Below are 24,573 nucleotides of genomic sequence, written 5' to 3'. Positions count from 1 at the left end.
CACCCAGATGGCGTCGGCGACCGCGCGTCCCGTGGCGGGCAGCAGGTCGAGCACCGAGAACACCGTCTGCGATTTGCCGGATCCCGACTCCCCCACGATGCCCACGACCTCCCCCGGTGCCACGTCGAGGGTGACGCCGTGCACGACCTCAGTCTCACCGCTCGGCGTCGCGTGCACGACCCGGAGGTTCTCGACGCGCAGCGCCGACTCCTCGGCTGCGTGCTGAACGCTGCCGGTAGCGGGCCTGCGAGGAGTCGCCGGGGCGACCTCGCCACCGGCCCGACGCCGGGAGACGCGGGGGGTGCGCACCTGCACCAGTTCGGCGAGCGTCGACCCCATGATCGCGAGCACAGCGATCGTGAGGCCGAGAGCCGCGGAGGGCCACAGCAGCATGAGCGGGAACGTGAGCATCAGGCGGAAGCCCTCGAGCATCATCGCGCCCCAGCTGGGGACGTTGGAGTCGCCGATGCCGAGGAACTGGAGCCCGGCCTGCATTCCCATCGCGATTCCTGCGGTAAGGGCGGTCTGGATGATGACGGGCGGGTACACGGCCTTGATGACGTGCCGGAAGATGATGCGCCCGTCGGACAGGCCCGAGACCCGGGCGGCGTCGATGTAGGGCTCGCTGCGGACGGCGAGCGTCTGCGAACGGGCGATGCGGAAATATCCGGGCACCATGAACACGCCGACCGTGGCCATCAGCAGCTCGAAGTTGTTGCGGCTGCCGGCGGCGACCACGAGCAGAATGATCATTCCGGGGATCGACTGGAGGGCGTCGCTGATCCACGTCGCGACACGGTCGAACGTGCCGCCGAAGTAGCCGGCGGCGACACCGGACGGCACGCCGATCACGAGGGCCGTCACGATCGTGATGAGCGCTCCCCACAGCGTCGTGCGGGTGCCGTAGATGAGCCGGCTCAGGATGTCTCGACCGGTCGAGTCGCCGCCCAGGAGGTGTTCCGGGCCGGGAGGGGCCTTGGCCGCGGCGAGGTCGACGAAGTTCGGGTCCATCGGTGCGAGCAGCGGCGCGAACACCCCGACGAGCACGATGAGCAGGAAGATCGCCAGCGGGATGTATCCGCCGGGGTGCCGGAGGAACCGGCGGAACAGGCTCGACCGTCGCTTCTGCGCCGCCCGGTCGAACGCGACCCGGATGTCTGTGGTGGTCATGCGACGCGCACCTTCGGGTTGATCCAGCCGAGCACGAGATCGAGCAGGAGGTTGATGAGGACGACGAAGACGATGGAGATCACGGTGATGCCGAGGAGCATCGGGATGTCGCCGTTCTGCGAGGACTGATTGGTGAGCTGGCCGAGGCCGGGGAGGCTGAAGATCTGCTCGACGACGATCGCCCCGGAGAGCAGTCCGACGAACATGAGCGCGATCACCGTGAGCGCGGCGGGCGAGGCGTTGCGCAGGATGTGCAGGTTGACCCTCGTGGCCGAGAGGCCACGGCTGCGGAGCGTGCGCACCCAGTCCTGACGGCTCTGCGCGATCACGGCATTGCGCAGCTGCTCGGACACGGCGACGATGCCGCCGAGGGCCAGCGAGACCGCGGGAAGCGTGATGGAGCGCAGCCAGCCGTCGACCGATTGCGTCGGCGGCACGTAGCCGACAGCCGGGAACCATTTGAGCTGCACCGCGAGCCACATGACGAGCACGAGGCTGACCCAGAAGCCCGGAAGGGCGAACAGGACGACCGAGATGCCCTTGATGATGCGGTCGAACCAGGTGCCGGGCCGGAGGCCGGTGATCATTCCGAAGGCGATGCCGACCACGGCGGTGATCAGCGTCGCGAACGTCACGACCGACAGGGTCACCGGGACCTTGATCGCGAGCTGGGCACTGACGGGCTGGAAGTTGCGCCACGAGACGCCGAAGTCGAGCAGTGCCGCGTGGGAGAGCCAGTCCCAGAACTGCACGAGGAGCGGACGGTCCAGACCGATCTTCTCGGCGAGGGCGGCCTGCTGGGCAGGACTGGCCGTCGTGCCCAGGAGTGAGGCGGTCGGGTCGCTGATCGCGAGATGCGCCAGGAAGAAGGTGCCGATCGAGACCGCGACGAGCAGCAGGATGCCGGACAGCACACGCTTCGCCGTGAACAGGAGCATGGGGACCTCTCGGGAGGTGGACGGGTCGGAGGGGGAAGGATTCCGGGGCGGCCGTGGTCGCGGCCGCCCCGGCGGGCGTCAGCCCTTCGTGATGTAGCGCAGTGTCGGGAACATCATCCCCACCACCGGCTGCAGCTGGATGCCGGGCGCCGTGTAGTAGATGTTGTTCGCCTGGTACCAGACCGACCACCACGCCTGGTCGACGAGGGCCTTGTTGAGCTCTTTGATGGCAGCGGTCTGCGCGTCGCCGCGCTCGGTCTGCACCTTCTCGACGAGCGGGGCGATGACCTCGTTCTTCGCGTAGTCGGGTTCGGGGTTGAACCACTGCACGCTGGTCACCTGCCGGGCGACGGTCGCGACGTCGTTGCCGTCCATCGCGAGGAACGAGATGAACATCGGGTAGTTCGGCGCGTTGAGCTGGTAGTCCGGCATCTGCATGTTGTCCCAGGTGACGGTCACGCCGATCTCGTTGAGCGCCTGCTCCGCGGAGGGCTTCCACATCTCGAAGATGGGAGACATGGGCATCGAGATCGCGAAGCCGTCGGGGTAGCCGCCTTCCGCCAGCAGCTTCTTCGCCGTGTCGATGTTGTAGGCGTAGGTCTCGTTGAGCGACGGGTCGTTGATCGTCCCGCCGTCGGGGAACACCTGGTTGGTGGCGACACCGGCACCGCTGCCCACGGCGGCGAGGATCGCCGCGCCATCGAAGGCGTAGTTCAGCGCCTGGCGCACTTCCAGCTTTCCGAGCGGTTCGCTCTTCGCCCCGGTGTGGTCGGTGATGACCAGGCCCGCCCAGCCGGAGACGCGCTCCGCGGTGTTCCAGCCCTGCTGCGTGGCCTGCTCGAGGTTGGCGACGTCGCCGTACTGCACGTTGATCTGGCCACTGAGCATCGCGTTGTGTCGGGCGGTGGCATCGGTGATCGGGAAGATCGCCAGCTCGGAGAACGGATAGGCCTTCGCGTCCCAGTGGTCGGCGGTCTTGGTGAAGTGGTACTCGGCACCGGCGACGCTCATCGTGCTGTCGAGGACGTACGGACCGGAACCGATCGGCTCGCTGCCCAGGGTGCCGGCTTCGATGGCTGCCGGCGAGGCGACATAGCTGCGACCGAGGCCCATGAAGTAGAGGATCGTGTCGTCGCGCTGCGTGAGAGCGATGCGGACGGTGTCATCGTCGACCTTGTCGAACGAGGCGACGTTGACGTAGGCCTCACCGGAGCGCGCCCCGGCCTTGAGGTACTCGAGGCTCGTGATCACGGCGTCGACATCGACCGGGGTGCCGTCGCTGAACACGGCGTCGGTGCGGATGTCGAGGTCGATGCTGAGGTCGTCGTCGGCGACGGTCCACGCGGTGGCGAGCGACGGGATCGGGTCGCCGTCGGCGTCGAGGGCGATCAGGGCGTCGTAGACGGCGGAGAGGTACGGGCCGTCGAACCCGATGTCGGCGAGCGAGGGGTCCCACGACGTGATGTCGAGGAAGTTCCCGATGTTGAGAGCATCGGGGCCTTCGCCGCCGCCGTCGGACGGCGAGGGCGTTGCGCTGCCGCTGCAGCTGGTGAGCGCCAGTGTCGCGGCAAGGGCCGCGGCGAGGGCGAGGGGCATTCGTTTCATGGTTCCTTCTCTCGGGTGCAGGGGTGGTGAAGAAGGTTCGAGGTGCCGCTGACCGGAGGCCGGATCCGACGTCACTTCGATGTGTCGTGCTGTTTAGTCTACAGATGTGGAAAAAGAGCGCAAGAGCGTTTCTCGCTCCCGAGGCGTGGGGTCATGCTCCGGGGCGCACCAGGCTTGTCCGAGCGCGCAGGCATCGCAATCCAGCGACACAGGCACCCGACGCGATCACGCGGCACCCTCAGGCGGGCACCCTCAGGCGGCACCCTCAGGCGGCGATGTCGAACCGCGCCCTGCCGCCCAGACGCGGGACGCGCGCCGGGTCGACCGACGCAGGGGGCACGAACCACACCCTCCCACGCCCATCCCCACCACCATCGATGCGCACATCCCACCCGTTGTCGTGGATGCGGTGATGGCAGGTCTCGCACAGCAGCACGCCGTTCGAGAGGTCCGTCGGCCCGTGATCTCGCTGCCACCATCGGATGTGGTGCGCCTTCGTCATCTCGGGTGGCAGGCCACACATGGCACAACCGCCATCCCTCTCCACCAGCGCCAACCGTTGCGCTCGCGTGAACAGGCGCTTCTCCCGCCCCGAGTCGAGCACTTCGCTCGCGGCGCCGAGCACGCACGGGATCACTCCACCGCCGGCGGCCATGCGCCGCGCGGCTCCGATGCTGATCGACTGCTCCATCCCGTCGATCTCGGCCGAGCCCGCGCCCGACTCCAGGTCGTCGAGGCTCATCCGCACCACGATCGTCGCCCCCGCCAGCGGCACCTTGGCATCGCACCCGAGCACGTGCGCGGCGAACACGGCGAGCGCATCGGCCTGAATCATCGGCACTGTGCGGCGATCCGCATCCGGCGCCTCCGGCACGGTCGAGCCTTTCCGCGCGGCGAACGCCGCCGTCACATATCCGCGAATCGCCGTCACCACGGGAGCGGCGGTCTCGGCATCGAGGACCGCATTCAGATGCACCATCCCGTCACGCTCATACACGGCGAGCGACCGCCGAGAACGCTGCTCGTCCAGTCGCGGCTCCACCCCATCGGGATCCAGCCACGCCTCCGCCCGCACGACCAGCTTCCGCACGTCGTCGAGCGCGAGCCCGGCCGCCTTCTCGACCAGCAGGCGCTCGGCCTCAGCGATACGCACCAGCCCCACCGCGACGCGACACCGGTCCAACAGGGCGATGACCACGGCCGCCGCCTGGGCGCTCAGCGTTCCCGCGCCGAGCGCCTCCCGCACCACCGGATACCTCGCCGGCAACGGCGCCCCCAGAAGATCCGCACGCGGCGCGACCGCTTCTCCCACCTTCACGAGCCGGGTCGCATCACCCCGCGAGACACCCACGGTGGCCGCGATCAACGTCGCCGGACTGCGGAAGCCCTGCTGCTTCGCGAGCCCATCGGGCCCCAGCTCGGGGCGGGACTCGCGAGAGATGCACGCGGCCACCTCGACGTGCACCGCATCCAGCCTCCGCTGCAGCACGCCGAGAGAGGAACTCACCGCGATCAGTTGCGCGCGCGACAGCTCGCCGGAGTCTTCAGCATCAGCCCACGCCGCATCGAGGCGGGACATCGCCTCGTGCAACACGGCCAACTTCGACATGACTCGATTCTACCGAGAATCACACCCGACTTTAGAAGATTTGTTCGAGAGATTCCGACATGCCACCATACCCGGAGCCTCGACGACACACGGCGTTCACCGGCAGCAGAGAGAATCGAAGACCTGCCCCACGGATGCACCGCTTCTCTCGATCGCCCCCCGACGAGGGAATCTGGCGCCCCCTCGGCACGTTTCCCTCCTCGAACCGCCACGAAAGGCACGCGATGACAGACCGCACGCGCCCGTCGGCATGGCCGCCACTGCTCCTCGCGATCGGCCTGGAGGTCACCGCGACACTCTCACTGCGCGCGGCCGAGGGGTTCACGCATCCGCTCTGGCTGATCGTCGTCGTGATCGGCTACACGGGCTCGCTGTGGCTGCTGTCGGTCGTGCTGGATCGCGGGATGGCGGTGGGCGTCGCGTACGGCATCTGGTCCGCGATCGGGGTCGTGCTCACCGCCGTGCTCGGCACCGTGCTGTTCGGCGAGGAGCTGGGGCCGATGCAGATCGTCGGCGTCGGCGTGATCGTGGTCGGCGTGCTGCTGGTCGAGCTCGGCTCGCATGAGCGCGCGTCGACCGAGGTCGCGTCATGACCTGGCTGCTGCTCGCCCTCGCGATCGCCAGCGAGGTGACCGCCACCCTGAGCCTGCGTGCCTCCGAAGGGCTTCGGCGCCGGCGCTGGATCCCGGTGATCGTCGTCGGCTACCTCGCGGCCTTCACGCTGCTCGGAACGATCCTCGCCCTGGGGATGCCGGTGGGGGTCGCCTACGGCATCTGGGCGGCTGCCGGTGTAGCCGTGACCGCGGTGCTCGGGCGCGTGATCTTCAAAGACCACTTCTCCCTCTTGATGGCGCTCGGCGTCGCCCTCATCGCGGCCGGCGTCGCGATGATCGAGTTCGGCGGCGCGCACTGAGCCCTCACCACACCCCGTCGGCCCGCACATCCCGGTCGACCCAGCATCCGGCGAGCGCCGCCCGCACCTCTGTGCCGTGGTCGCGCGCGAGTGCGAGCGCCGCGTGGTTCTCCTCCAACTGGGAGAGGCGTGAGGCGCCGAACAGCACGTTCGCGGTGGCGGGGTTCGACAGGCAGAAGGCGATGCCGAGCGCGGCGGGCGTCACACCGAACTCCCCCGCCACCCGCGCGACCTCGGGGTAGACCGCGGCGATCTGCTCGCGGATGCCGCCCACATCGGCGCCGATCTTGCGCTCGGGCATGCGCCCGGTGGCGAGGATGCCACCCTCGAACACGTCCGACGCCTGGAGTGTCAGCGTGCCGTCCGCGAACAGCGGACCGTAGGCGTCGCCCTCAGCCATCGACCTCCGGGCGATGCCGTACTTCAGCTGGGCGAACACCGGACCCGCCGCGCCCTGTTCCTCGGCCTGCGCGAGCGCCTCGCGCGTGTGCTCGACGCGCCAGTTGTTGATGCCCCAGGAGTCGACGAGCCCTTCCGCGATCAGCTCGTTCACGTCGGCGACGAGTCGCGGCAGGTCGGGGGCGTCGAGATAGTCCCCCACCACGAGAGTGTCGAACCGGTCGAGTCCTGCGCGTTGCAGCGACTCCACGAGCTGTGCACGGAACCCCTGGTTCGGCCAGTCCCACAGCCAGAGCTTGCCGCACAGCACGACGTCCCCGCGCGCGACGCCACTCGCCCGGAGCGCCTGCCCGAAGAGGATGTCGGTCTTCGAGTTCTCGGCATGCGGACCCATGTTGTAGTACGCGACGTCGAAGAAGCCGGCGTCCCCCTCGACGGCCCGGCGGATCAGCGCGACCGCCTCGTCGGCATCCATCCGGTCCCACGTGTTCCACGAGCCGAGGGCCAGCGGAGGCACGGGGAGTCCCGCAGGATTCAGGGACTTCCGGGGATATGTCGTTTCGGGCATGAAGGCTCCTTCGCCGTCTCGAGACACGGGGTTGTGTTTTTCTATGTTTGTAGAATATAACGGAGACACCCCTTCAGAACAGCCGTCAGTGAGGACGAACATGACCGCATCCCCCCGCCGCATCCTGGTCACCGGAGGCGCATCCGGCCTCGGTCGCGGCATCGCCGCCGCCTTCCGCGACGCGGGAGACGAGGTGTTCATCGGCGACGTGAACGCGGATGCCGCTGCCGCCGTGGCGGCCGAGATCGGAGCCACCGCCCTCACGCTCGACATCGGCGACGAGGCCTCCGTCCGAGCCGCCGCCGATCGCCTCGCCGCCGACGGCGGTATCGACGTGCTCGTCAACAACGCGGGCATCGTCGCGGGCGGCGGCACGCTCCAGGAGGTCCCGGTCGACGTCGTGGATGCGGCTCTTCGGGTCAACGTGCGCGGCACGTTCCTCATGCTGCGGGTGTTCGGCGCCCTGCTCGCCGAGGCCGGTCACGGCTCGATCGTCAACATCTCCTCCATCGGCGCACGCCAGCCCACCCCCGGTCTCGGTCACTACGAGGCGACCAAGGCCGCGGTGGACGCCCTCACCCGCACCGCCGCTATCGAACTCGCCGCTTCCGGCGTGCGCGTCAACGCCGTCGCTCCCGGTCCCGTGCTCACACCGCTGACCGCCGACTTCGCCTCGAACCCGGAGGCGCGCGCGGCATGGGAGTCGCGCATCCCCCTCGGCTCGATCGCCGAGGTCGACCAGATCACCCCGCTCGTGCTGTTCCTCGCGAGCGATGCCGCCAGCCACATCACCGGAGTGTCCGTCGCCGTCGACGGCGGCCAGCTCCTGGTCTGACGCGGGATCGATTCCACCCCTTCCCGCCCCTTCCCAGGCCCCTTTTCCGATCCGCCATCCGCCCGCGACTGGAGAATCCGCATGCCACTCCCCACCACCACCCGCGCCGCCGTGCTCACCGCGCACGGCGAACCGCTCGCCCTGCAGGACCTCCCGCTCCCCGCCGAGATCGAACCCGGCGCCGCCCTCGTGCGCATCGCCTGCACCACGCTGTGCGGCACCGACATCGAGATCTGGGAGGGGCGGATGACCTTCCCCGGCATGCTCCCGATGGTGCTCGGCCACGAGATGGTCGGTGAGATCGTCGCCACCGGACCGGACACGAAGGACGCCCTCGGACGTCCGCTCTCCCCCGGCGACCGCATCGGCTGGTCCGAGTCGACCTGCGGCGAGTGCTACGGCTGCGTGGTGCTGCGCGAGCCCGTCGCCTGTTCGCATCGCGGGTACGGCTTCCTGCAGCGCGCCGACGTGCACCCCTTCGCCACCGCGGGCCTCGCGGAGTACGCCTACGTGACCCCCGGTGCGGCGAAGCTGCTGCTCCCGTCATCCGTCAAGGACACCTGGGCCTCGATGGCCGGATGCGCGGCCAAGACCGTCCTGCGGGCGTTCGAGCGGGCAGGACGCATCCGTCCGGGCTCGAGCGTGGTCGTGCAGGGCGCGGGTGCGCTGGGCATCTTCGCCACGGCCGTCGCGAAGATCTCCGGCGCGGGCCAGGTCGTGACGGTCGGCGCCCCCGCGTCGCGCCTGGAACTCGCCGGCCGCTTCGGCGCCGACGCGGTCGTCGACTTCCGCGATGGTCCGGTCGTCGACCAGGTCCTGGCGCTGACGGGAAGCCGCGGTGCCGACCACGTCTTCGACTTCGCCGGCGCTCCGAGCGTCGGGCCCGACGCGATCGCGATTGCCGCCCAGCGCGGCACCGTCACGATCGTCGGGTCGACCGGACCCGCGGGCGACGGCTTCCCGATCAGCAGCATCATGGGCAAGGAGCTCACCGTCGTCGGCTCGCTCAACGGCGACATCTCCGACTACGCGCGCGCGATCGACTTCTTCACCGCGTTCGCCGACCGATTCCCCTGGGACGACCTCTTCAGCGAGCCGGTCGGTCTCGCCGAGGCGTCGTCGAAGATCGCCCACATGCACCACCTCGATGAGGTCAAGGCCGTCATCGACCCGAGACGGTGAGGACTCCCATGACCACTCCCCTCCTGCCCCTCCGCGAGATCGGCCGCAGTGGCATCGACGCCTCGCTGTTCTCGCTCGGCTCCTGGCACACCTACGACCGGATGGACTTCGCCGACGCGGTCTCCATGCTCCGCGAAGCAGTCGACCGCGGCGTGAACCTGTTCGACGTCGGCGTGTACTCCGCCCCGGGCGCACCGCCCGTCTTCACGGATGTCATCTTCTCCGCGATGGTGCGCGCCGCAGGACTTCGCCGCGACGAGTGGCTGCTGTCGTCGAAGCTGTGGCTCGAGGCGTTCGGCGACGACGGTTTCCGCCCGCAGCTGGAGAACGCCCTGACACGCGTCGGGGTGGAGCACGCCGACCTCGTGATCCTCGGCGACCTGCGCCGTGACGACCTCGACCTGCGCGACCTCGTGCTCGACCTCGCCCGGCTCGCGGAGGCCGGTCTGATCCGCGCGTGGGGAGTGAACAACTGGTCGGCGTCGAGCATCCAGGCGCTGATGGACATCGCGTCCGCAGAGGGTGTCGCCGGCCCGCAGATCGCCCAGCTCAAGTACAGCGTCTCCCGACGTTCGATCCCCGACGGCGAACCGTTCGCGCGCCTCTGGGAGCAGGGGCTGGCCCTGCAGGCCTCCGACTGCCTGGAGGGCGGTGTGCTGGCCGGGAAGATCAGAGGCGACCGGCAGATCGGACGCGACCCGGGTGACATCCGGGAGCGGATCATCGCGGACGTGCCGGCCTTCGCCGACCTCGCCTCCTCGCTCGCCGTCTCACCCGCGCAGCTCGGGATCGCGTTCACGCTCACGCATCCGGCTCTCACGACCACGCTGTTCGGCGCATCGAGCATCGAACAGCTGCGCGCGAATCTCGACGCCGCAGCCCTGGTCGACCGCGTCGGCGCCGAGGAGCTGCGCCGCCTCGTCGAACCGTTCTGGGCCGACGAAGGGGTCGTCGATCCCGAAGGCCCCTGACCCCCGCTCCCCCACACCGCTGCAAGGAGAACCATGACCACCACCGCCGTCGGACACCCGACCGTCACGCCCGTGCCCTTCGATCCCGAGGTGCAGGCCGTGCTCGACGAGCTCGCGAAGAACCCGCAGCCCGCCCTCACCCGTGACACCCTTCCACGCGAGGGCGTCGACCGGATGTTCCCCGACAACGACACGGTCATCGCCGGCCGCGACATCGAGTGGGCGGACCGCGTCATCCCCGGTCCTGACGGCGCGCCCGACATCGAGATCACGGTGTTCCGCCCGACCGGCACGCGCGGCGATGTGCTCCCCGGGTTCGTGAACATCCACGGCGGCGGCATGATCGTCGGCCACCGCTCCTGGGAGACCGGCCGCGTGGTCGACATCGTCGCCGAGCACCGAGTGGTCGCGGTCAACGTCGAGTACCGACTCGCACCCGAGGACCCCTACCCGGCCGGGGTGGAGGACTGCTACGCCGCCTTCGTGTGGGTGCACGCGCACGCCGCCGAGCTCGGCATCGATCCGCAGCGCATCGTGGTCGGCGGCGGGAGCGCGGGTGGAGGCCTCACGGCCGCGGTCGCCCTCCTGGCCCGCGACCGGCAGGGCCCGGAGATGGCGGGACAACTGCTGCTGTGCCCGATGATCGACAACACGAACACCTCCGTCGCGAGCCGTCAGTACGACGGCATCGGCACCTGGCAGCGCGAGCTGAATCTGCTGGCGTGGTCGTGCGTGCTGGGCGACGACCTGGCCTTCCGTGCGGATGCTCCCGCCTATGCGGCCCCGAGTCGCGCGGCCGACCTCGCCGGACTCCCGCCCGCGTTCATCGAGGTGGGAGAGGCCGAGGCGTTCCGCGATGAGGACACCGAGTACGCACTGCGCATCTGGGCGACCGGCGGACAGGCCGAGCTGCACGTCTGGGGAGGCGGGGCGCACGGATTCGACATGTACATGCCGGAGGCCGAGATCTCGCGCGCCGCCCTCGCCGCCCGCGCGTCGTGGTTGCGCCGGATCTGGCGGGCCGCACTATGACCGCGCCGCGGCCGGTCCCCTACGACCCGGAGCTCGTCGCCGGGCTCGACGCCTTCGTCGGGATGGTCGAGATCATCCCGCTGCGTGCGGAGACGATCCACGCGAACCGGGACCACTTCGCGACCATCATCCCGTCGATGGCCGTGCAGGCCGAGGGGCGCGACGTCACCTGGGAGGACCGCGTGATTCCCGGCCCTGTCGGCGCGCCCGACATCGAGATCACGATCGTGCGTCCCACCCGATCGGCAGCCGCGCCCGCCCCCGCGGTGCTGTCGATCCACGGCGGCGGCATGGTGCTGGGCACCCGGTTCTTCGGCACCGCGGAACTCATCGACCTCGCTGAAAGGCACGGCGTCGTGGGCGTCGCGGTCGAGTACCGCCTGGCACCCGAGCACCCGGGACCGGCGCAGGCCGAGGACTGCTACGCCGCGTTGGAATGGATGGCCGCGCATGCCGAGGAACTCGGCATCGATCCCGACTGCATCATCGCCTCGGGGATGAGTGCCGGTGGGGGCCTCTCCGCCGCCGTCGCCCTGATCGCCCGCGACCGCGGCGGACCGCGCCTGGCCGGTCAGCTGCTCGGGTGTCCGATGCTCGACGACCGCAACGAGACCTCTTCCAGCCGACAGTACGACGGCTTCGGCGCGTGGGATCGGAACAACAACGACACCGCGTGGGATGCCATCGCCGCGGACGACCGGTTCACCGATCGGGTCTCTCCGTACACGGCCCCCGCCCGTGCCACCGACCTCGCAGGCCTCGCTCCCGCGTTCATCGAGGTGGGCGCCGCGGAGACGTTCCGCGATGAGGCCGTCGACTATGCGCTGCGCATCTGGGCGACCGGAGGACAGGCCGAGCTGCACGTCTGGGCGGGCGGCTATCACGGGTTCGCCGGGTTCTCTCCCGATGCTGAGGTCTCCCAGGCCGCCGTCGCCGCCCGCGAGAGCTGGTTGCGCCGCATCCTGCGCCGGGAAGGATGAGCCTGCCCCTCGCCGAGGGGCCCGCGCGCCCGCGCATGAGCACGCTGCGGGCGATGCTGGTGCTCGGGATGCTGGAGGCGTTCGGCCCGCTGTCGATGGACCTGTATCTGCCGCAGCTGCCGCAGCTGGCCGCGTCGCTGGGCACGACGGAGGCCCTGGCGCAGGTGACGATGTCGGCGTGCATGATCGGTCTCGGTCTCGGGCAGCTCGTCGCGGGACCGCTGAGCGATCGCCTCGGTCGGCGCCTGCCGCTGATGATCGGGGTCGCCGCTTTCGCCGTGCTCTCCCTCGTGTGCGCGGTCGCGCCGAACATCGAGCTGCTGCTGGTCGCCCGTTTCCTGCAGGGGCTCGCCGGCTCGGCGGGCATCGTGATCTGCCTGGCCATCGCCCGCGACCAGTTCGAGGGCGTCGAGCTGTCGCGGATGCTGTCGCTGCTGTTCCTCGTGTCGGGCACCGCGCCGATCATCGCGCCGGTCGTCGGCGGGCAGCTCGCCCGGATCATGGACTGGCGCGGAATCTTCGGCGTGCTCAGCGCCGTCGGAGTCGTGCTGCTCCTGATCGTGGTGTTCGCCCTGCCTGAGACGCTGCGACCCTCCGAGCGGCACGGCGGCGGTCTCATGGCACTGGGCACGCATGCCGGCGCCGTGGTCCGCGATCGGCTGTTCGTGGCGGTGCTGTGCGCCGCGGCGGGAGGCGGCGTCGCGTTCTTCACCTACCTGTCGATGTCGTCGTTCGTGCTGCAGGATCAGTTCGGCCTGAGCCCGCAGACCTTCGGTCTCGCGTTCGCGGCCGGCGCGCTGGCGAGCATCGCCGGCAGCCAGACCAGCCGGCTCGTCGTACGCCGATGGGGACCGCTGCGCGTGTACCTGGGCGGCATCACGGCGACGCTGCTCGCCACGCTCGTGCTGCTGGTGCTGGCGACGACCGGCACCGGGGCATACGGCGTGATCGCGGCGCTCATCGGCTTCATGCTCTGCTCCGGCCTCGGCGGGCCCAACGGCCAGACGCTGGCCCTCGCCCACCACGGTGCCCGCGCCGGCACCGCGTCCGCACTGCTGGGCATGGCGACGTTCCTGTTCGGACCGGTGCTCGCACCGCTCGCCGCCGGAGTGGGCGGCACGAACGCGGTCACGATGGCCGTCACCATGACGCTCGCCGCGGCGGTGGCGGCCGTCGCGGCGTGGGTGTTCGTGCGCCCCGCCGCGGCGCCTCAGTAGCGGGCGGAGAACGCGCCGTCCGATTTCAGCAGCTGCCCGGAGATCCAGCGACCCTCGTCGGAGACCAGGAACTCCACGACCGCGGCGACATCGGCCGGACGCCCCAGCCGGCCGAGTGGTGTCATCTCCCCGAGCGAGGAGCGGGTGCCGTCGTCCATCCATCCGGTGTCGATCGGGCCGGGGTTCAGCACGTTCGCGGAGATGCCGCGGGGACCGAGCTCGCGTGCCGCCGAGATCACGAGCCGGTCGAGCGCGCCCTTCGAGGCACCGTACGGGAGGTTGCCGGTCACGTGGTCGCTGGTGAGCGCCAGGATTACTCCCCCGTCGCCGGCGGCCTGTCGCGCGAAAGCCGCGATCAACAGCAGGCTCGCGCGTGCGTTCACGGCGATGTGGGTGTCGAAGCTCGCGGCGGTGGTGTCGAGGATGCCCGACTCGACGTCGTGGGCGTGGCTCAGGATGAGGGCGGTGATCGGACCGTGTGCGGCGTTCACCTCGGCGATCAGCGCCTCAGGCCCGTCGGCCGTCGAGAGGTCGGCGGGGTGGTCGGCATCGTGCAGGTCGCTGGTGACGACCGTCCAGCCCGCCGCGCGCAGTCGAGGGACGATGCCGGCGGCGATGCTGTTCGCACGGGCGGCGCCGGTGATCAGAGCGAGGGGCATGCGGCCACGGTACCGGAGTGTGCAGGGGGCGCGCCCGGTCAGAACCCGAGGCACATCACGGCGACGCCGGCGGCCATGGCCCAGGACTCGGTCGTCAGCAGTCGCGCGGTCCTCCCGTGATGCACCGGTGCGACGAACCACTCCGCGAGGACGGTCCACAGCACGACGCCGACCACCCCGACCAGCACGAGGACGGACAGCACGCCGTTCAGCTCGTGTCCGCCGTGCCCTGCGGCCGCGACCTCCGTCACCGCACCTGTCGTCACCGCGCCTGTCGTCACCGCGCCTGTCGTCGCCGTGACTGTCGTCGCCGCCCGCGTGGAGGCGCTCTCGAACGAGCAGATCGCCATCACGAGCGAGACGAGGGCACGGTGGCAGCACGTCGCGGCCGACGCCGTGCCGCGCACCCCCATCGTGCCGAGCATCGCCGAGACCAGGAGCACCGCACCGAGGACCAGTCCGGTGAGGGCGTTGCCATCCGTCACGGCGATGATCAGCATCGCGGCGGCCATGATGAGAGCCGTCTGCCGCCCCTGCCAGGGCACCGCGCGCCACGCCGCCAGGCAGGCCACCGCCGAGACGATCGCCGCTGCCGCCATCAGCCACGGTGCTGCGGGAAGGAGATGCTCCACCCGGGCAGTATATTGATCGATCGCTCAACATAGCCAGACCCAGGTGCGATACGACAGGATAGTCAGGTGCCCCGCATCGTCGATCACGCGGAGCGCCGCCGGCAGATCGCCGAGGCGCTGCTCTCCGTCGCCGCCCGCGACGGGCACGAGAGCGTCTCCTCACGCGCCGTCGCGAAGGAGCTCGGCGTCGCCACCGGCTCGCTGTGGCACTACTTCGACGGCTTCGACGAGGTCGTGCGCGCGGCAGCCTCCGAAGTCACCCGCCGCACCGACGCGCGCATCGCGGAAGCGACCGAAGGCCTGCGCGGACTGACACGACTGCAGGCACTCATGCGCGAAGTCCTCCCGATCGACGACACGACCCGCACCGAAGCGCACGTGGTGGTCGGCTTCTGGGGACGCCTCGCGACCCTCGCACCGGTCCCGGACGGTGCGACGCCGACGCTCGCGACCTGGCAGGACAGCATCCGGATCGCGCTCACCGAGGCGGTCGACGATGGCGAGTTGCGCGCCGACACCCCCGCCGACGCCGTGCTGTCGCTGCTGCGCTCGATCACCTACGGGCAGCAGATCGTCGAGGTCACCGAACCTCAGCCCGCCGCCGCGCACCTCGCCGTGCTCGACGGCGTCCTCGCCCCCTGGCGCGCCTGAGCCCCGCGCGAGCGGCGTCCGACCGCACCCGCATCGATGGTTGTGGAGCGTCGTCGCGCCGTCGTATCATCGTCGCAACCCGTTTATTGAGCAGTCGCTCGAAAATAGTGAGGTCGATGATGTCCCACCACGCTCCGCAGCCCGTCTCCATCGAGAAGATCGCCGCCCCGCATCCGCACGACCCGCTCACCGGCGAGGAGATCGCCGCCGCGCGAGCCATCCTCGACGCCGCCGGGCTCCTGACCGAGAGCACCCGGGTGCCGATGCTGCTCCCCGACGAGGCCACGAAGGAGGAGATCGCCGCGTGGCGCCCTGGCTCCCCGATCGACCGCCGCGTCGATGTGACACTGCTGGACACCACGACCGGCGTCGCGACCGAGGTCATCGTGTCCCTCACCCGCGGCGAGGTCCTGCGCACCGAGCGCGTGCCGAACGACGCCCCGCCGTACGGTCAGCCGCAGTACCTGTTCGAGGAGTACGAGCGCGCCGAGACGATCGCGAAGGCCTCCCCCGAGTGGCAGGCGGCCATGACCCGCCGCGGCCTCGCCGATCACATGGACCTCGCCTTCTGCGGGCCGCTCGCCCCGGGGTACACCGGCCGGGCGGATGAGGTCGGGCGGCGCGTGATCCGCTCCCTCACCTTCCTCAAGTACGACGAGCAGGACTCCCCGTGGGCGCACCCGGTCGAGGGACTCATCGTGCACATCGATCTCACCGCGAACGGCGTCATCCGCGTCGAGGACCACGGCGACGTGCCGGTTCCCGCCGGCCACGGCAACTACTACCCCGAGGTGCAGGGCGCGGCGCGCACCAGCCTCAAGCCCATCGAGATCACCCAGCCGGAGGGTCCGAGCTTCACGGTCTCCGGCTCGCTCGTCGAGTGGGAGGGGTGGTCCATGCGCGTCGACTTCAACGCCCGCGAAGGACTCGTGCTGCACGACGTGACGTTCCAGGGTCGCTCGGTGCTCAGCCGGGCGAGCGTGCCCGAGATGGTCGTGCCGTACGGCGACACCGCCCCCGGTCGCTTCTGGATCAGCTACTTCGACGCCGGAGAGTACCTGCTCGGCAAGAACGCCAACCACCTCGAGCTCGGCTGCGACTGCCTCGGAGTGATCCACTATCTCGACGGACACGTCGCCGACGACCACGGTCACCCGGTGCGCATCCCCAACGTGATCTGCATGCACGAAGAGGACTACGGCATCCTCTGGAAGCACACCGACCTGTCGGGTCGGGCCGACGTGCGCCGCTCGCGCCGCTTCGTGGTGTCGTACTTCTCCACGATCGGGAACTACGACTACGGCTTCTACTGGCACTTCTACCTCGACGGATCGATCGAGGTCGTCGCGAAGGCGACCGGCATCGTGTTCGCGGCGGCGGGTGAGCCCGGTGTCCGCCAGAAGCACGCCACGGAACTCGCCCCCGGAGTGTTCGCGCCCGTGCACCAGCACCTCTTCTGCGCACGCCTCGACGTGGCGATCGACGGCGAGGACAACCGCCTGGTCGAGGTCGACGCCCAGCGCGTGCCGATGGGCGAGGACAACCCCTTCGGCAACGCCTTCTCCTGGTCGGAGACGACCCTGGCGACCGAGTCGCAGGCGCAGCGCGAGGCCGACAGCTCGGTCGCCCGCGTCTGGGAGGTGCAGAGCACCTCGCGGACGAACCACGTCGGTCGCCCGACCGCCTACCACCTCGTGCCGGAGCCGACCGCGCTGCTCATGGCCGATCCCGCCTCCTCCGTCGCCGCGCGCGCCGCGTTCGCCACCAAGCACCTCTGGGCGACCAAGCACGAACAGGGGCAGATCTGGCCGGCCGGCCGCTACCCCAACGCGCACCAGGGCGGCGCGGGACTCCCCGAGTACACAGCGGGAGATCGGTCGATCGACGGTGAGGACATCGTGCTGTGGCACACGTTCGGGTTGACGCATTTCCCGCGCCCCGAGGACTGGCCGATCATGCCCGTCGACTACGCCGGCTTCTGGTTCAAGCCCTACGGCTTCCTGGACCAGAACCCCGCCATGGACGTGCCGGAGTCGACGCAGGCGCACGCGGGCGCCTCCGGCAGGTGCTGCGACGGAGGCGTCTGCACCTGTGACCACTGACTCCGGGAGAGGCGACCACTGACTCCGGGAGAGAGGCATCCCGTTCGCTCGCTGCGGTGATAACATCGCGGAACGGATCGTATACAACGTCGTCGTTCCACCACCCGAGGTGATCAGTCATGAACGGTGCACCCGCTGCCGAACTGGTGTCCACGCTCGTCGCGCGCAACATCAGCGACTTCCGTGCGGCCGTCTCCGAGTCCTTCGTCCCCCTGCAGGTCACGACCGACGGCCCGGACCATTTCCGAGGGGTCATCCGCGGCGCGTCCGTCGATGAGGTGCACGTGAACGATGTGCGCGCCACGTCGCACGTCGTCGAGCGCACCCCCGAGCTCATCGCCCGCGGAGACCGCTCCTACTTCAAGGTCAGCCTGATGCTCTCCGGCACCGGTCTGCTGATCCAGGACGACCGCGAGGCCGTGCTGCAGGCGGGCGACCTCGCCGTGTACGACACCGACCGCCCGTACTCGCTCGTGTTCGACGAGGACTTCCGCACGATGGTCGTGATGTTCCCGAAGCACCTCATCAGCCTCCCGGCCGACATGGTCGGGCAGCTCACCGCGGTGCGCATCTCCGGCCACGAAGGCCTCGGCGGCATGGTCGTGCCCTATCTGACGCAGCTCGCCGGCAACCTCGACCAGCTCGCGGGGACGACGGGGGCACGACTCGCGCACAGTGCGCTCGACCTCGTGACCACCGTCTTCACCCGCGAGCTCGGACTCGACCAGGTGTCGGCCGATCCGCATCGTGCGCTGGTGCAGCGCATCCGCTCGCACATCGACCGCAACCTCGCGTCGACCGACCTCGGACCCGCATCGATCGCCGCCGCGCACTTCATCTCCACCAGGCACCTGCACGGGCTCTTCCAGGAGCAGGGCGTGACCGTCTCGACCTGGATCCGCACGCGTCGCCTCGAGCAGTGCCGCCGCGACCTGCTCGATCCGATGCTCGCCGATCGACCGGTCGCGGCGATCGCCGCCCGCTGGGGTTTCGTGGACGCCGCGCACTTCAGCCGCGCGTTCAAGTCGACCTTCGGCGTCTCCCCCAGCGAGTACCGCGCCGCACACTGACGCGCCTCGGGCGCTCACGAGCTGGCCGCTTGCCCCGGAGGGCACGCCGGTTGACTCTCGGCGCGCGATGATCGCCACGACCTTGAGGGGATGCGGGGCGCCCAACCAGCATGAGGCAAGCGCACCACGATGACGCGGTGCCCGGGGCGATGCGGCCCCGCCGCGTGCGACGTCAGGACCCTCATGACCGACATCTCCACCGACCCTGCGCTCGACCAGTGGCGCACGTACGATGAGTTCGCCGCGGGTATCGACACCTTCCGCCTGCCGAACACGCCGCTCGCCGGCACGGCGCTGACCCTCACCCTCGACGACGACTCGACCCTGAGTCTGCGGTTCTCCGAGGACACCGTCGACTGGGCCGGCTGGGCCGCCTCCGGCACCGACCCGTACGACGCCGTGCGCGTGCGCGACGACGTGGTCTTCGTCAACATCCCGATGCGCAGTCGCTCGCGCGAAGCCGTCACGGTGGTGTTCTCGACGACGACGAACCGGGCCACCGTCGTCCGTTCGCGGATCGCCGCCGAGGCCGTGGAGGGCACACCACAGGTCGGACAGGACTTCTGGGCGGCGACGACCGACGCGGGACCCGCCAGCGGTGAGGTCCCCGGCCCGAGCCGCGACCTCATCGGCAAGCGCAACGTCTACCGCTACAGCCCGCATCACCTCTACGAGCACGTGTACATCTCCAGTCAGCGCTACGCCTGGCAGTGCCTCGAGGGCGTGCAGCGGGGTCACGGCGACATGGACCTGTCGACCGTCTGGAAGTTCGCCGACGGCCTGTACCTGTTCTGCTTCCGGGAGTTCCGCATCGCCGTGGCCAGCGTGTGGCTGCACGACCTCGGCTACCAGCTGATGACCACCGGGATCTTCCTCGGACTCACGGGAGACGGCGACGCCGAGCATTCCCGGGGAGGCGGCCACATCTACCCGCTCGGCTCCGTCGACTACCCCGACGCCCAGCCGGTCTGACGCCGGACGGCCCGGAACCGAGGAGAACCCATGAGCAATGCCGACCTGATCCGCCAGCACTACACCGCCAACGACCGCGGCGACCTCGACGGGATGCTGGCCCCCTTCGCCGCCGACATCCACTGGACCGAGGCAGCCGGGTTCCCGTACGCCGGCACCTACATCGGTCCGGATGCCGTGGCCCGGAACGTGTTCGGACGCATCCAGGAGGAATGGGACGACTACACGGTCGCGATCGACGAGGTCATCGACGGCGGCGACGTCGTGGTGGCGATCGGCACCTACTCCGGCACCTATACGCAGACCGGGCGCTTCTTCGCCGCACGGGTCGCCCACGTGTGGCGGGTGGCCGATGGCGAGATCGTCGCCTTCGAGCAGTTCACCGACACCGAGCTCGTCAACCGCGCTGTGCGCGCCTGAACACCGCACCACCCGAACACAGCACCACCGAACACAGCACCACCCGAACACGAGAGGCAGGAAGCACATGAACACACGAGCATCCGGCACTGCGGCGCTCCTCGCCGTGGCCGCCCTCACCCTCGCCGGCTGCGCCGGTGGAGACGGCAGCGCCGGCGGTGGCGACGGCGACCCGATCGTCGTCGGCTCCGTCAACACCATCAGCGGGCCCGCGACGTTCCCCGAGGCCTCGCAGGCCGCCGCGGCCGTGTTCGACGCCTTCAACGACGCGGGCGGACTCGACGGACGCAAGATCGACTACAAGATGCTGGACGACAAGGGCGACCCGGCCACGGCCACCGCCTCCGCCCGGGAGCTGGTCGGCAGCGACGGTGCCGTCGCGCTCGTCGGTTCCGCCAGCCTCATCGAGTGCGAGATCAACGCGAAGTACTACGAGCAGGAGGGCATCCTGTCGATGCCGGGCATCGGCGTGGACACCGGCTGCTTCGACAGCGACAACATCTCGCCCGCGAACGTCGGACCGTTCAACGACATGACGCTGACGCTGCAGTACGGCTCGGAGGTGCTCGGCCTCGACGACATCTGCATCCTGCTCGAGATCGCCGGATCCACGCGTCCGACCTACCAGGCCGCGATCGACAAGTGGACCGAAATCACCGGCAAGAAGCCGAAGTACGTCGACGACACCGTCCCGTACGGCGCCTCCGACTACACGCCCTACATCGTCAAGGCGCGCGACCAGGGCTGCAAGGCTCTGGCGATCAACCCGGTCGAGCCCGACGCGATCGGACAGGTCAAGGCCGCGAACGCACAGGGCTGGGACGACGTGACCTGGCTGTATCTGACGAGCGTCTACAGCGAGAACTTCGCCGAGGCGATCGACGACGCGGGCGCGGGCATCTACGTGCCGGCGGAGTTCTACCCGTTCACCGACGAGAGCGACATCAACGCCGACTGGCGCGAGCTGATGGAAGCGAACGACATCCCCCTCACCTCGTTCAGCCAGGGCGGGTACCTCGCTGCGACCTACTTCATCGAGGTGCTGAAGAGCATCGACGGCGACATCACGCGCGAGAGCGTGTCGGCGGCGCTCAAGGGCATGGACCCGATCGAGAACCCGATGGTCGGCACGCCCTACGCCTTCGGCACGCAGAACACCGCGGGCTGGCCGATCATCCTGAAGTCCGGCACCAACGCCTGGGAGAAGGTCGCCGACGACTGGCTCCGCATCGGCGAGTAGCCCACCGACCGCCTGCCGCCGGGCGCATTCCCGGCGGCAGGCCCACCCCCAGCGGAACCGAAAGCCCCCTCGGAACAGAAAGGACGCCTCATGCTGCAAGGCGCCATCGCCGGTCTCGCCGCCGGCGGGCTCTATGCCGTCCTCGGCGTATGCCTGACATTGATGTCCCGCCTCGTGCGGGTGGTGAACTTCGCCCAGGCGGCGACCGGGATGTTCGGCGCCTTCACCGCCGTGTGGTTCGTGCGCGAGCTCGACCTGCCGATCTGGCTCGGCTCCGTGCTCGGTGTCCTGGTCGCCGGGCTCCTCTCCGCCGCGATCGGATTCATCGCGGCGACCTGGCTGTCCGAGGCCTCCACCACCACCCGTTCGGCGATGACCGTCGGCCCTCTCCTGCTCCTCATCTCGCTGTCGTTCATCCTGTTCGGCAACAAGCCCCAGCCGTTCACGCCGATCATCGCCGGGCCCGCGTTCTCGTTCGGCGGCGTCGTGATCAGCCAGGTCACGGTCGCGACCGTGGCGATGGCGATCGTCACGGCCATCGCCGTCCAGCTCGTGCTGCGCCGCACCCGCGTCGGCACGCAGCTGCGCGCGCTCTCGGAGCGGCCGACCACGGCCGAGCTCCTCGGCATCCGCTCGCGTCCGCTGTCGATCGCGGTCTGGTTCGTCACCGGCGTGATCAGCGCGATCGCGATCATCATCGTGGCGCCCTCGCAGTCCAACGATGCGACCAGCCTGTCGATGCTCATCGTCCCGGCTGCGGCGGCCGCCCTGCTCGGCGGTTTCCGCCGACTCGACCTCGCCGTGGTCGGCGGGATCGTGCTGGGTGTCCTCGGCGGGCTCGTCGCGCAGATCGACGAAGTGGCGCTCGTGCGCAACTTCCTCCCGTTCCTGTTCATCGTCGTCCTGTTGCTCTGGACGCAGCGCAAGGAGGTGTGGGATGCCGCTCGCTGACCGTCCCTGGTTCCGGATCACCTGGCCGTTCGCGGTCGCACTCGCCGGCATCGGCGTGGGCGCGATCCTCAGTGCCGCGCTGCCGGGATACTTCGTCTTCCTCGCGATCAGCGCGGTCACGGCGGCGATCGCCATCCTCGGTCTCGGCATCGTCACCGGATCCGCCGGGATGATCGCGCTCTGCCAGCTGACCTTCGCCGCCGTCGGCGCCTGGATCGTGTCGCTGCTGAACGTCCTGCAGGCGCCCGGCGGATTCATCGTGTGGCTGGTCCTCGGCGGCGTCGCGGCAGGCCTGGTCGGCATCCTCGTCGGCCTCCCGGCGCTGCGACTGCGCGGGGTGAACCTCGCCGTCGTCACCCTCGGCTTCGCGGCTGCCGCCGGAGTGACCCTCGTGCAGATCCAGTTCCCCGGCTCGGCCGACGGCATCGCGGTCGAGAGGCCCGAGATGTTCTCGAACGACCGCCAGTTCTTCTTCCTCTCGATCATCGTGCTCGCCGTCTGCGCACTCGGCGCGTTCTTCCTGCAGCGCGGCCGCTGGGGATCGAGTTGGAAGGCGGTCGCATTCTCCGAACGAGGCACGGCCGCCGCCGGGCAGAGCGTGCAGACCGCGAAGCTCACCGCGTTCGCGGTCTCGGCCGCCCTCGGCGGCATCTCGGGCGGGCTGCTCGCCGGCCAGGTGCAGCTGCCGTTCGCATCGAGCTTCACCCCGTTGCAGTCGCTGGCTCTCTACGTGCTCGCGATCATGTCGGGCGCGCACCTGATCGACATGGCGATCTTCGGCGGGCTGCTGTGGGTGCTGGTCCCCGAGCTCCTCAAGCGCTGGGGAGTCCCGCAGGACTGGGCCTTCGTCGTGTTCGGCGTGCTGGGCGTGCAGGCGCTCACCAGCGGCACGAACCTCGGCCAAGGCATCCGCAACCTGATCTGGCGTCGCGCCGACCGCAGGACGACGAGCGCCGCGCTGACGGCGCTCCCCCCGGACGCCGACGCGGATGCCGGGACGATCACCACGACGACCACCGCCACGGTCGACGCAGCGGCGCTCGACGGCGCACCGGTGCTGAGCGTCGAAGGCCTGACGGTGCAGTTCGGCGCCCTCAAGGCGCTGGACGACGTCTCGTTCCAGGTCCCCGCCGCGTCCATCATGGGGCTCATCGGCCCGAACGGCGCCGGGAAATCGACGTTCGTCGACGCGATCAGCGGATTCCTGCCTAAGCACGGGGGCCGAGTGGTGCTGGGGGACCGTGATCTCGCCGGTCTCTCCCCCACGCGGCGTGCCCGCCTGGGACTCCGGCGCACCTTCCAGCAGGACCGCGTGCCGCCGTCCCTCACCGTCGGCGCCTACGTGCGGTTCGTGGCCAGGCGCCGGCTCGCCTCGTCGGACATCGACGAGGTGCTCGCGTTCTTCGGCTGCCCGCCCGCAGGGGCACGGCTGTCGAGCGTCGACGTCGGCACGCGGAGGCTCGTGGAGGTCGCCGCCAATGTCGTCTCCCGACCTCGACTCCTGATCCTCGACGAACCCGCCGCCGGCCTCTCGCACGACGAGCATCTGGCACTCGCGGCGCGGCTGCGGGAGCTGCCGGAGCGTTACGGCGTCGCGCTCATCATCATCGAGCACGACCTCGATCTCGTCCGATCCGTGTGCCCGACCCTGACGGTGCTGGACTTCGGCCGCGTCCTGGCCAGCGGACCGCAGGCCGAGGTCCTCGCGAACCCCGACGTCGTCAAGGCGTACATGGGAGAGACGGAGCTGTTGAAGTGAGCGAACTCGTCCTGGAGGGCATCACCGTCAGTCGTGGTGCCGGCCCCGTGATCTCCGATGTCTCGCTGCGCGTCACCGGCGGCGAGGTGCTGGCACTGGTGGGCCCGAACGGTGCGGGCAAGACGAGCCTGATCGAATCGGTGTCCGGCGTCACCGCGCACTCCGCCGGCAGCATGACCCTCGACGGCGAGCCGATCGACAAGTTCTCGCGCGTCACGAGGACCCGGCGCGGGATCGTGCACATCGAGCAGGGGCGCGCGGTGTTCCCCTCGCTGACCGTGCGGGAGAACATCTCCCTCACCGCACGCACCCCCGGAGAGCTCGAGGCCGCGCTCGCGCAGTTCCCCGAGCTGGAGAAGCGGATCGACGCGCCGACCGCGCTGCTCTCGGGCGGCGAGCAGCAGATGGTGGTGCTCGCACGCGCGTTCGCCGCGAAGCCGCGCATCCTGCTCATCGACGAGATGTCACTGGGACTCGCCCCCGTCGTGTTCATGCGCCTGATGCCGATCGTGAAATCGATCGCCGACTCCGGCGTGGGCGTGCTGCTGGTCGAGCAGTTCACCCAGCTCGCACTCGGCCTCGCCCAGGAGGCCGTGGTCGTCGCAGGAGGCCGGGTGTCCTTCCAGGGCACATCCGCGGACCTGCGAGCCGACCCCGGCCTCCTGCACCGCGCCTACCTCGGCGGGTGACCGCGCAGG

At 69.8% G+C, this 24,573-nt stretch carries 24 protein-coding genes; 17 read left to right on the top strand and 7 right to left on the bottom strand.

Going from position 1 to position 24,573, the window contains the following annotated elements; genetic code table 11:
* The 4 genes from WFM69_RS11560 to WFM69_RS11545 all read right to left on the bottom strand — a co-directional run.
* A partial coding sequence (locus tag WFM69_RS11560) for an ABC transporter permease (RefSeq protein WP_337004773.1) occupies nucleotides 1–1,170 on the bottom strand: 1,170 nt, incomplete at its 3' end.
* Nucleotides 1,167–2,108 (bottom strand): ABC transporter permease, encoded by a 942-nt coding sequence (locus WFM69_RS11555; protein ID WP_337004771.1) that lies wholly within the window; start codon nucleotides 2,106–2,108, stop codon nucleotides 1,167–1,169. The genes WFM69_RS11555 and WFM69_RS11560, both read right to left, overlap by 4 nt.
* 78 nt (nucleotides 2,109–2,186) lie before the next feature.
* A complete protein-coding gene (locus WFM69_RS11550; RefSeq protein WP_337004769.1) occupies nucleotides 2,187–3,713 on the bottom strand; it encodes an ABC transporter substrate-binding protein in 1,527 nt (508 codons plus the stop codon).
* Nucleotides 3,714–3,978: 265 nt separating this feature from the next.
* Entirely contained in the window at nucleotides 3,979–5,322 is a 1,344-nt protein-coding gene (locus WFM69_RS11545) for a DUF222 domain-containing protein (RefSeq protein ID WP_337004767.1), read from the bottom strand.
* Between the two features lie 224 nt (nucleotides 5,323–5,546).
* Here WFM69_RS11545 and WFM69_RS11540 point away from each other — a divergent pair, with 224 nt between their 5' ends.
* Both WFM69_RS11540 and WFM69_RS11535 read left to right on the top strand, forming a co-directional pair.
* Nucleotides 5,547–5,915 (top strand): DMT family transporter, encoded by a 369-nt coding sequence (locus tag WFM69_RS11540; protein ID WP_337004765.1) that lies wholly within the window; start codon nucleotides 5,547–5,549, stop codon nucleotides 5,913–5,915.
* The gene (locus WFM69_RS11535; RefSeq protein ID WP_337004763.1) at nucleotides 5,912–6,235 is read left to right on the top strand and encodes a DMT family transporter; all 324 of its coding nucleotides are present in this window, start codon (nucleotides 5,912–5,914) and stop codon (nucleotides 6,233–6,235) included. The genes WFM69_RS11540 and WFM69_RS11535 overlap by 4 nt, the downstream gene beginning before the upstream one ends.
* 4 nt (nucleotides 6,236–6,239) lie before the next feature.
* Here the strand turns inward: WFM69_RS11535 and WFM69_RS11530 are convergent, their stop codons facing one another.
* Entirely contained in the window at nucleotides 6,240–7,202 is a 963-nt protein-coding gene (locus WFM69_RS11530) for an aldo/keto reductase (RefSeq protein ID WP_337004761.1), read from the bottom strand.
* Between the two features lie 100 nt (nucleotides 7,203–7,302).
* Here WFM69_RS11530 and WFM69_RS11525 point away from each other — a divergent pair, with 100 nt between their 5' ends.
* From WFM69_RS11525 to WFM69_RS11500, 6 genes are all read left to right on the top strand, one after another.
* A complete protein-coding gene (locus tag WFM69_RS11525; protein ID WP_337004759.1) occupies nucleotides 7,303–8,037 on the top strand; it encodes an SDR family NAD(P)-dependent oxidoreductase in 735 nt (244 codons plus the stop codon).
* Nucleotides 8,038–8,118: 81 nt separating this feature from the next.
* Nucleotides 8,119–9,219, top strand: coding sequence for a zinc-binding dehydrogenase (locus WFM69_RS11520; protein WP_337004757.1), 1,101 nt, complete (start codon nucleotides 8,119–8,121; stop codon nucleotides 9,217–9,219).
* Between the two features lie 8 nt (nucleotides 9,220–9,227).
* The gene (locus WFM69_RS11515; RefSeq protein WP_337004755.1) at nucleotides 9,228–10,190 is read left to right on the top strand and encodes an aldo/keto reductase; all 963 of its coding nucleotides are present in this window, start codon (nucleotides 9,228–9,230) and stop codon (nucleotides 10,188–10,190) included.
* A gap of 33 nt (nucleotides 10,191–10,223) precedes the next feature.
* Entirely contained in the window at nucleotides 10,224–11,222 is a 999-nt protein-coding gene (locus WFM69_RS11510; protein ID WP_337004753.1) for an alpha/beta hydrolase, read from the top strand.
* The gene (locus WFM69_RS11505; protein ID WP_337004751.1) at nucleotides 11,219–12,202 is read left to right on the top strand and encodes an alpha/beta hydrolase; all 984 of its coding nucleotides are present in this window, start codon (nucleotides 11,219–11,221) and stop codon (nucleotides 12,200–12,202) included. Before WFM69_RS11510 ends, WFM69_RS11505 begins: the two co-directional genes overlap by 4 nt.
* A complete protein-coding gene (locus WFM69_RS11500) occupies nucleotides 12,199–13,419 on the top strand; it encodes a multidrug effflux MFS transporter (protein WP_337004749.1) in 1,221 nt (406 codons plus the stop codon). Before WFM69_RS11505 ends, WFM69_RS11500 begins: the two co-directional genes overlap by 4 nt.
* On the opposite strand, the gene WFM69_RS11495 is transcribed toward WFM69_RS11500, so the two are convergent.
* Nucleotides 13,413–14,078, bottom strand: a complete 666-nt coding sequence (locus WFM69_RS11495; protein ID WP_337004747.1) for an SDR family oxidoreductase — start codon at nucleotides 14,076–14,078, stop codon at nucleotides 13,413–13,415. The two genes, WFM69_RS11500 and WFM69_RS11495, sit on opposite strands and share 7 nt — an antisense overlap.
* A gap of 38 nt (nucleotides 14,079–14,116) precedes the next feature.
* On the bottom strand, nucleotides 14,117–14,710 hold the full coding sequence (locus tag WFM69_RS11490; protein WP_337004745.1) for a hypothetical protein: 594 nt from the start codon (nucleotides 14,708–14,710) through the stop codon (nucleotides 14,117–14,119).
* 66 nt (nucleotides 14,711–14,776) lie between these two features.
* Between WFM69_RS11490 and WFM69_RS11485 the strand changes: the two genes are divergently transcribed.
* The 9 genes from WFM69_RS11485 (at nucleotide 14,777) to WFM69_RS11445 (ending at nucleotide 24,564) form a co-directional block, all read left to right on the top strand.
* Nucleotides 14,777–15,361 carry a TetR/AcrR family transcriptional regulator gene (locus WFM69_RS11485; RefSeq protein WP_337004743.1) on the top strand — a complete coding sequence of 195 codons (585 nt, stop codon included), beginning with the start codon at nucleotides 14,777–14,779 and terminating at the stop codon, nucleotides 15,359–15,361.
* A 116-nt stretch (nucleotides 15,362–15,477) separates the two neighbouring features.
* Nucleotides 15,478–17,463, top strand: coding sequence for a primary-amine oxidase (locus tag WFM69_RS11480; RefSeq protein WP_337004742.1), 1,986 nt, complete (start codon nucleotides 15,478–15,480; stop codon nucleotides 17,461–17,463).
* 119 nt (nucleotides 17,464–17,582) lie between these two features.
* Complete coding sequence (locus WFM69_RS11475) at nucleotides 17,583–18,533, top strand: helix-turn-helix domain-containing protein (protein ID WP_337004740.1); 951 nt, start codon at nucleotides 17,583–17,585, stop codon at nucleotides 18,531–18,533.
* A 183-nt stretch (nucleotides 18,534–18,716) separates the two neighbouring features.
* Nucleotides 18,717–19,505 (top strand): MoaF C-terminal domain-containing protein, encoded by a 789-nt coding sequence (locus WFM69_RS11470; RefSeq protein ID WP_337004738.1) that lies wholly within the window; start codon nucleotides 18,717–18,719, stop codon nucleotides 19,503–19,505.
* A 30-nt stretch (nucleotides 19,506–19,535) separates the two neighbouring features.
* Nucleotides 19,536–19,925, top strand: coding sequence for a nuclear transport factor 2 family protein (locus WFM69_RS11465; protein ID WP_337004736.1), 390 nt, complete (start codon nucleotides 19,536–19,538; stop codon nucleotides 19,923–19,925).
* A 67-nt stretch (nucleotides 19,926–19,992) separates the two neighbouring features.
* Nucleotides 19,993–21,165 (top strand): ABC transporter substrate-binding protein, encoded by a 1,173-nt coding sequence (locus WFM69_RS11460; protein WP_337004734.1) that lies wholly within the window; start codon nucleotides 19,993–19,995, stop codon nucleotides 21,163–21,165.
* A gap of 90 nt (nucleotides 21,166–21,255) precedes the next feature.
* A complete protein-coding gene (locus tag WFM69_RS11455) occupies nucleotides 21,256–22,116 on the top strand; it encodes a branched-chain amino acid ABC transporter permease (protein ID WP_337004732.1) in 861 nt (286 codons plus the stop codon).
* Nucleotides 22,103–23,875 (top strand): branched-chain amino acid ABC transporter ATP-binding protein/permease, encoded by a 1,773-nt coding sequence (locus WFM69_RS11450; protein WP_337004730.1) that lies wholly within the window; start codon nucleotides 22,103–22,105, stop codon nucleotides 23,873–23,875. Before WFM69_RS11455 ends, WFM69_RS11450 begins: the two co-directional genes overlap by 14 nt.
* Nucleotides 23,872–24,564, top strand: coding sequence for an ABC transporter ATP-binding protein (locus tag WFM69_RS11445; protein ID WP_337004728.1), 693 nt, complete (start codon nucleotides 23,872–23,874; stop codon nucleotides 24,562–24,564). The genes WFM69_RS11450 and WFM69_RS11445 overlap by 4 nt, the downstream gene beginning before the upstream one ends.
* Nucleotides 24,565–24,573 lie beyond the last annotated feature (9 nt).

Source organism: Microbacterium sp. LB12 (genome assembly GCF_037150835.1).
Classification (GTDB): Bacteria; Actinomycetota; Actinomycetes; order Actinomycetales; family Microbacteriaceae; genus Microbacterium.
Note: the sequence above shows the minus strand (reverse complement) of the source record. Positions and strands in the feature narration are given on the sequence as shown.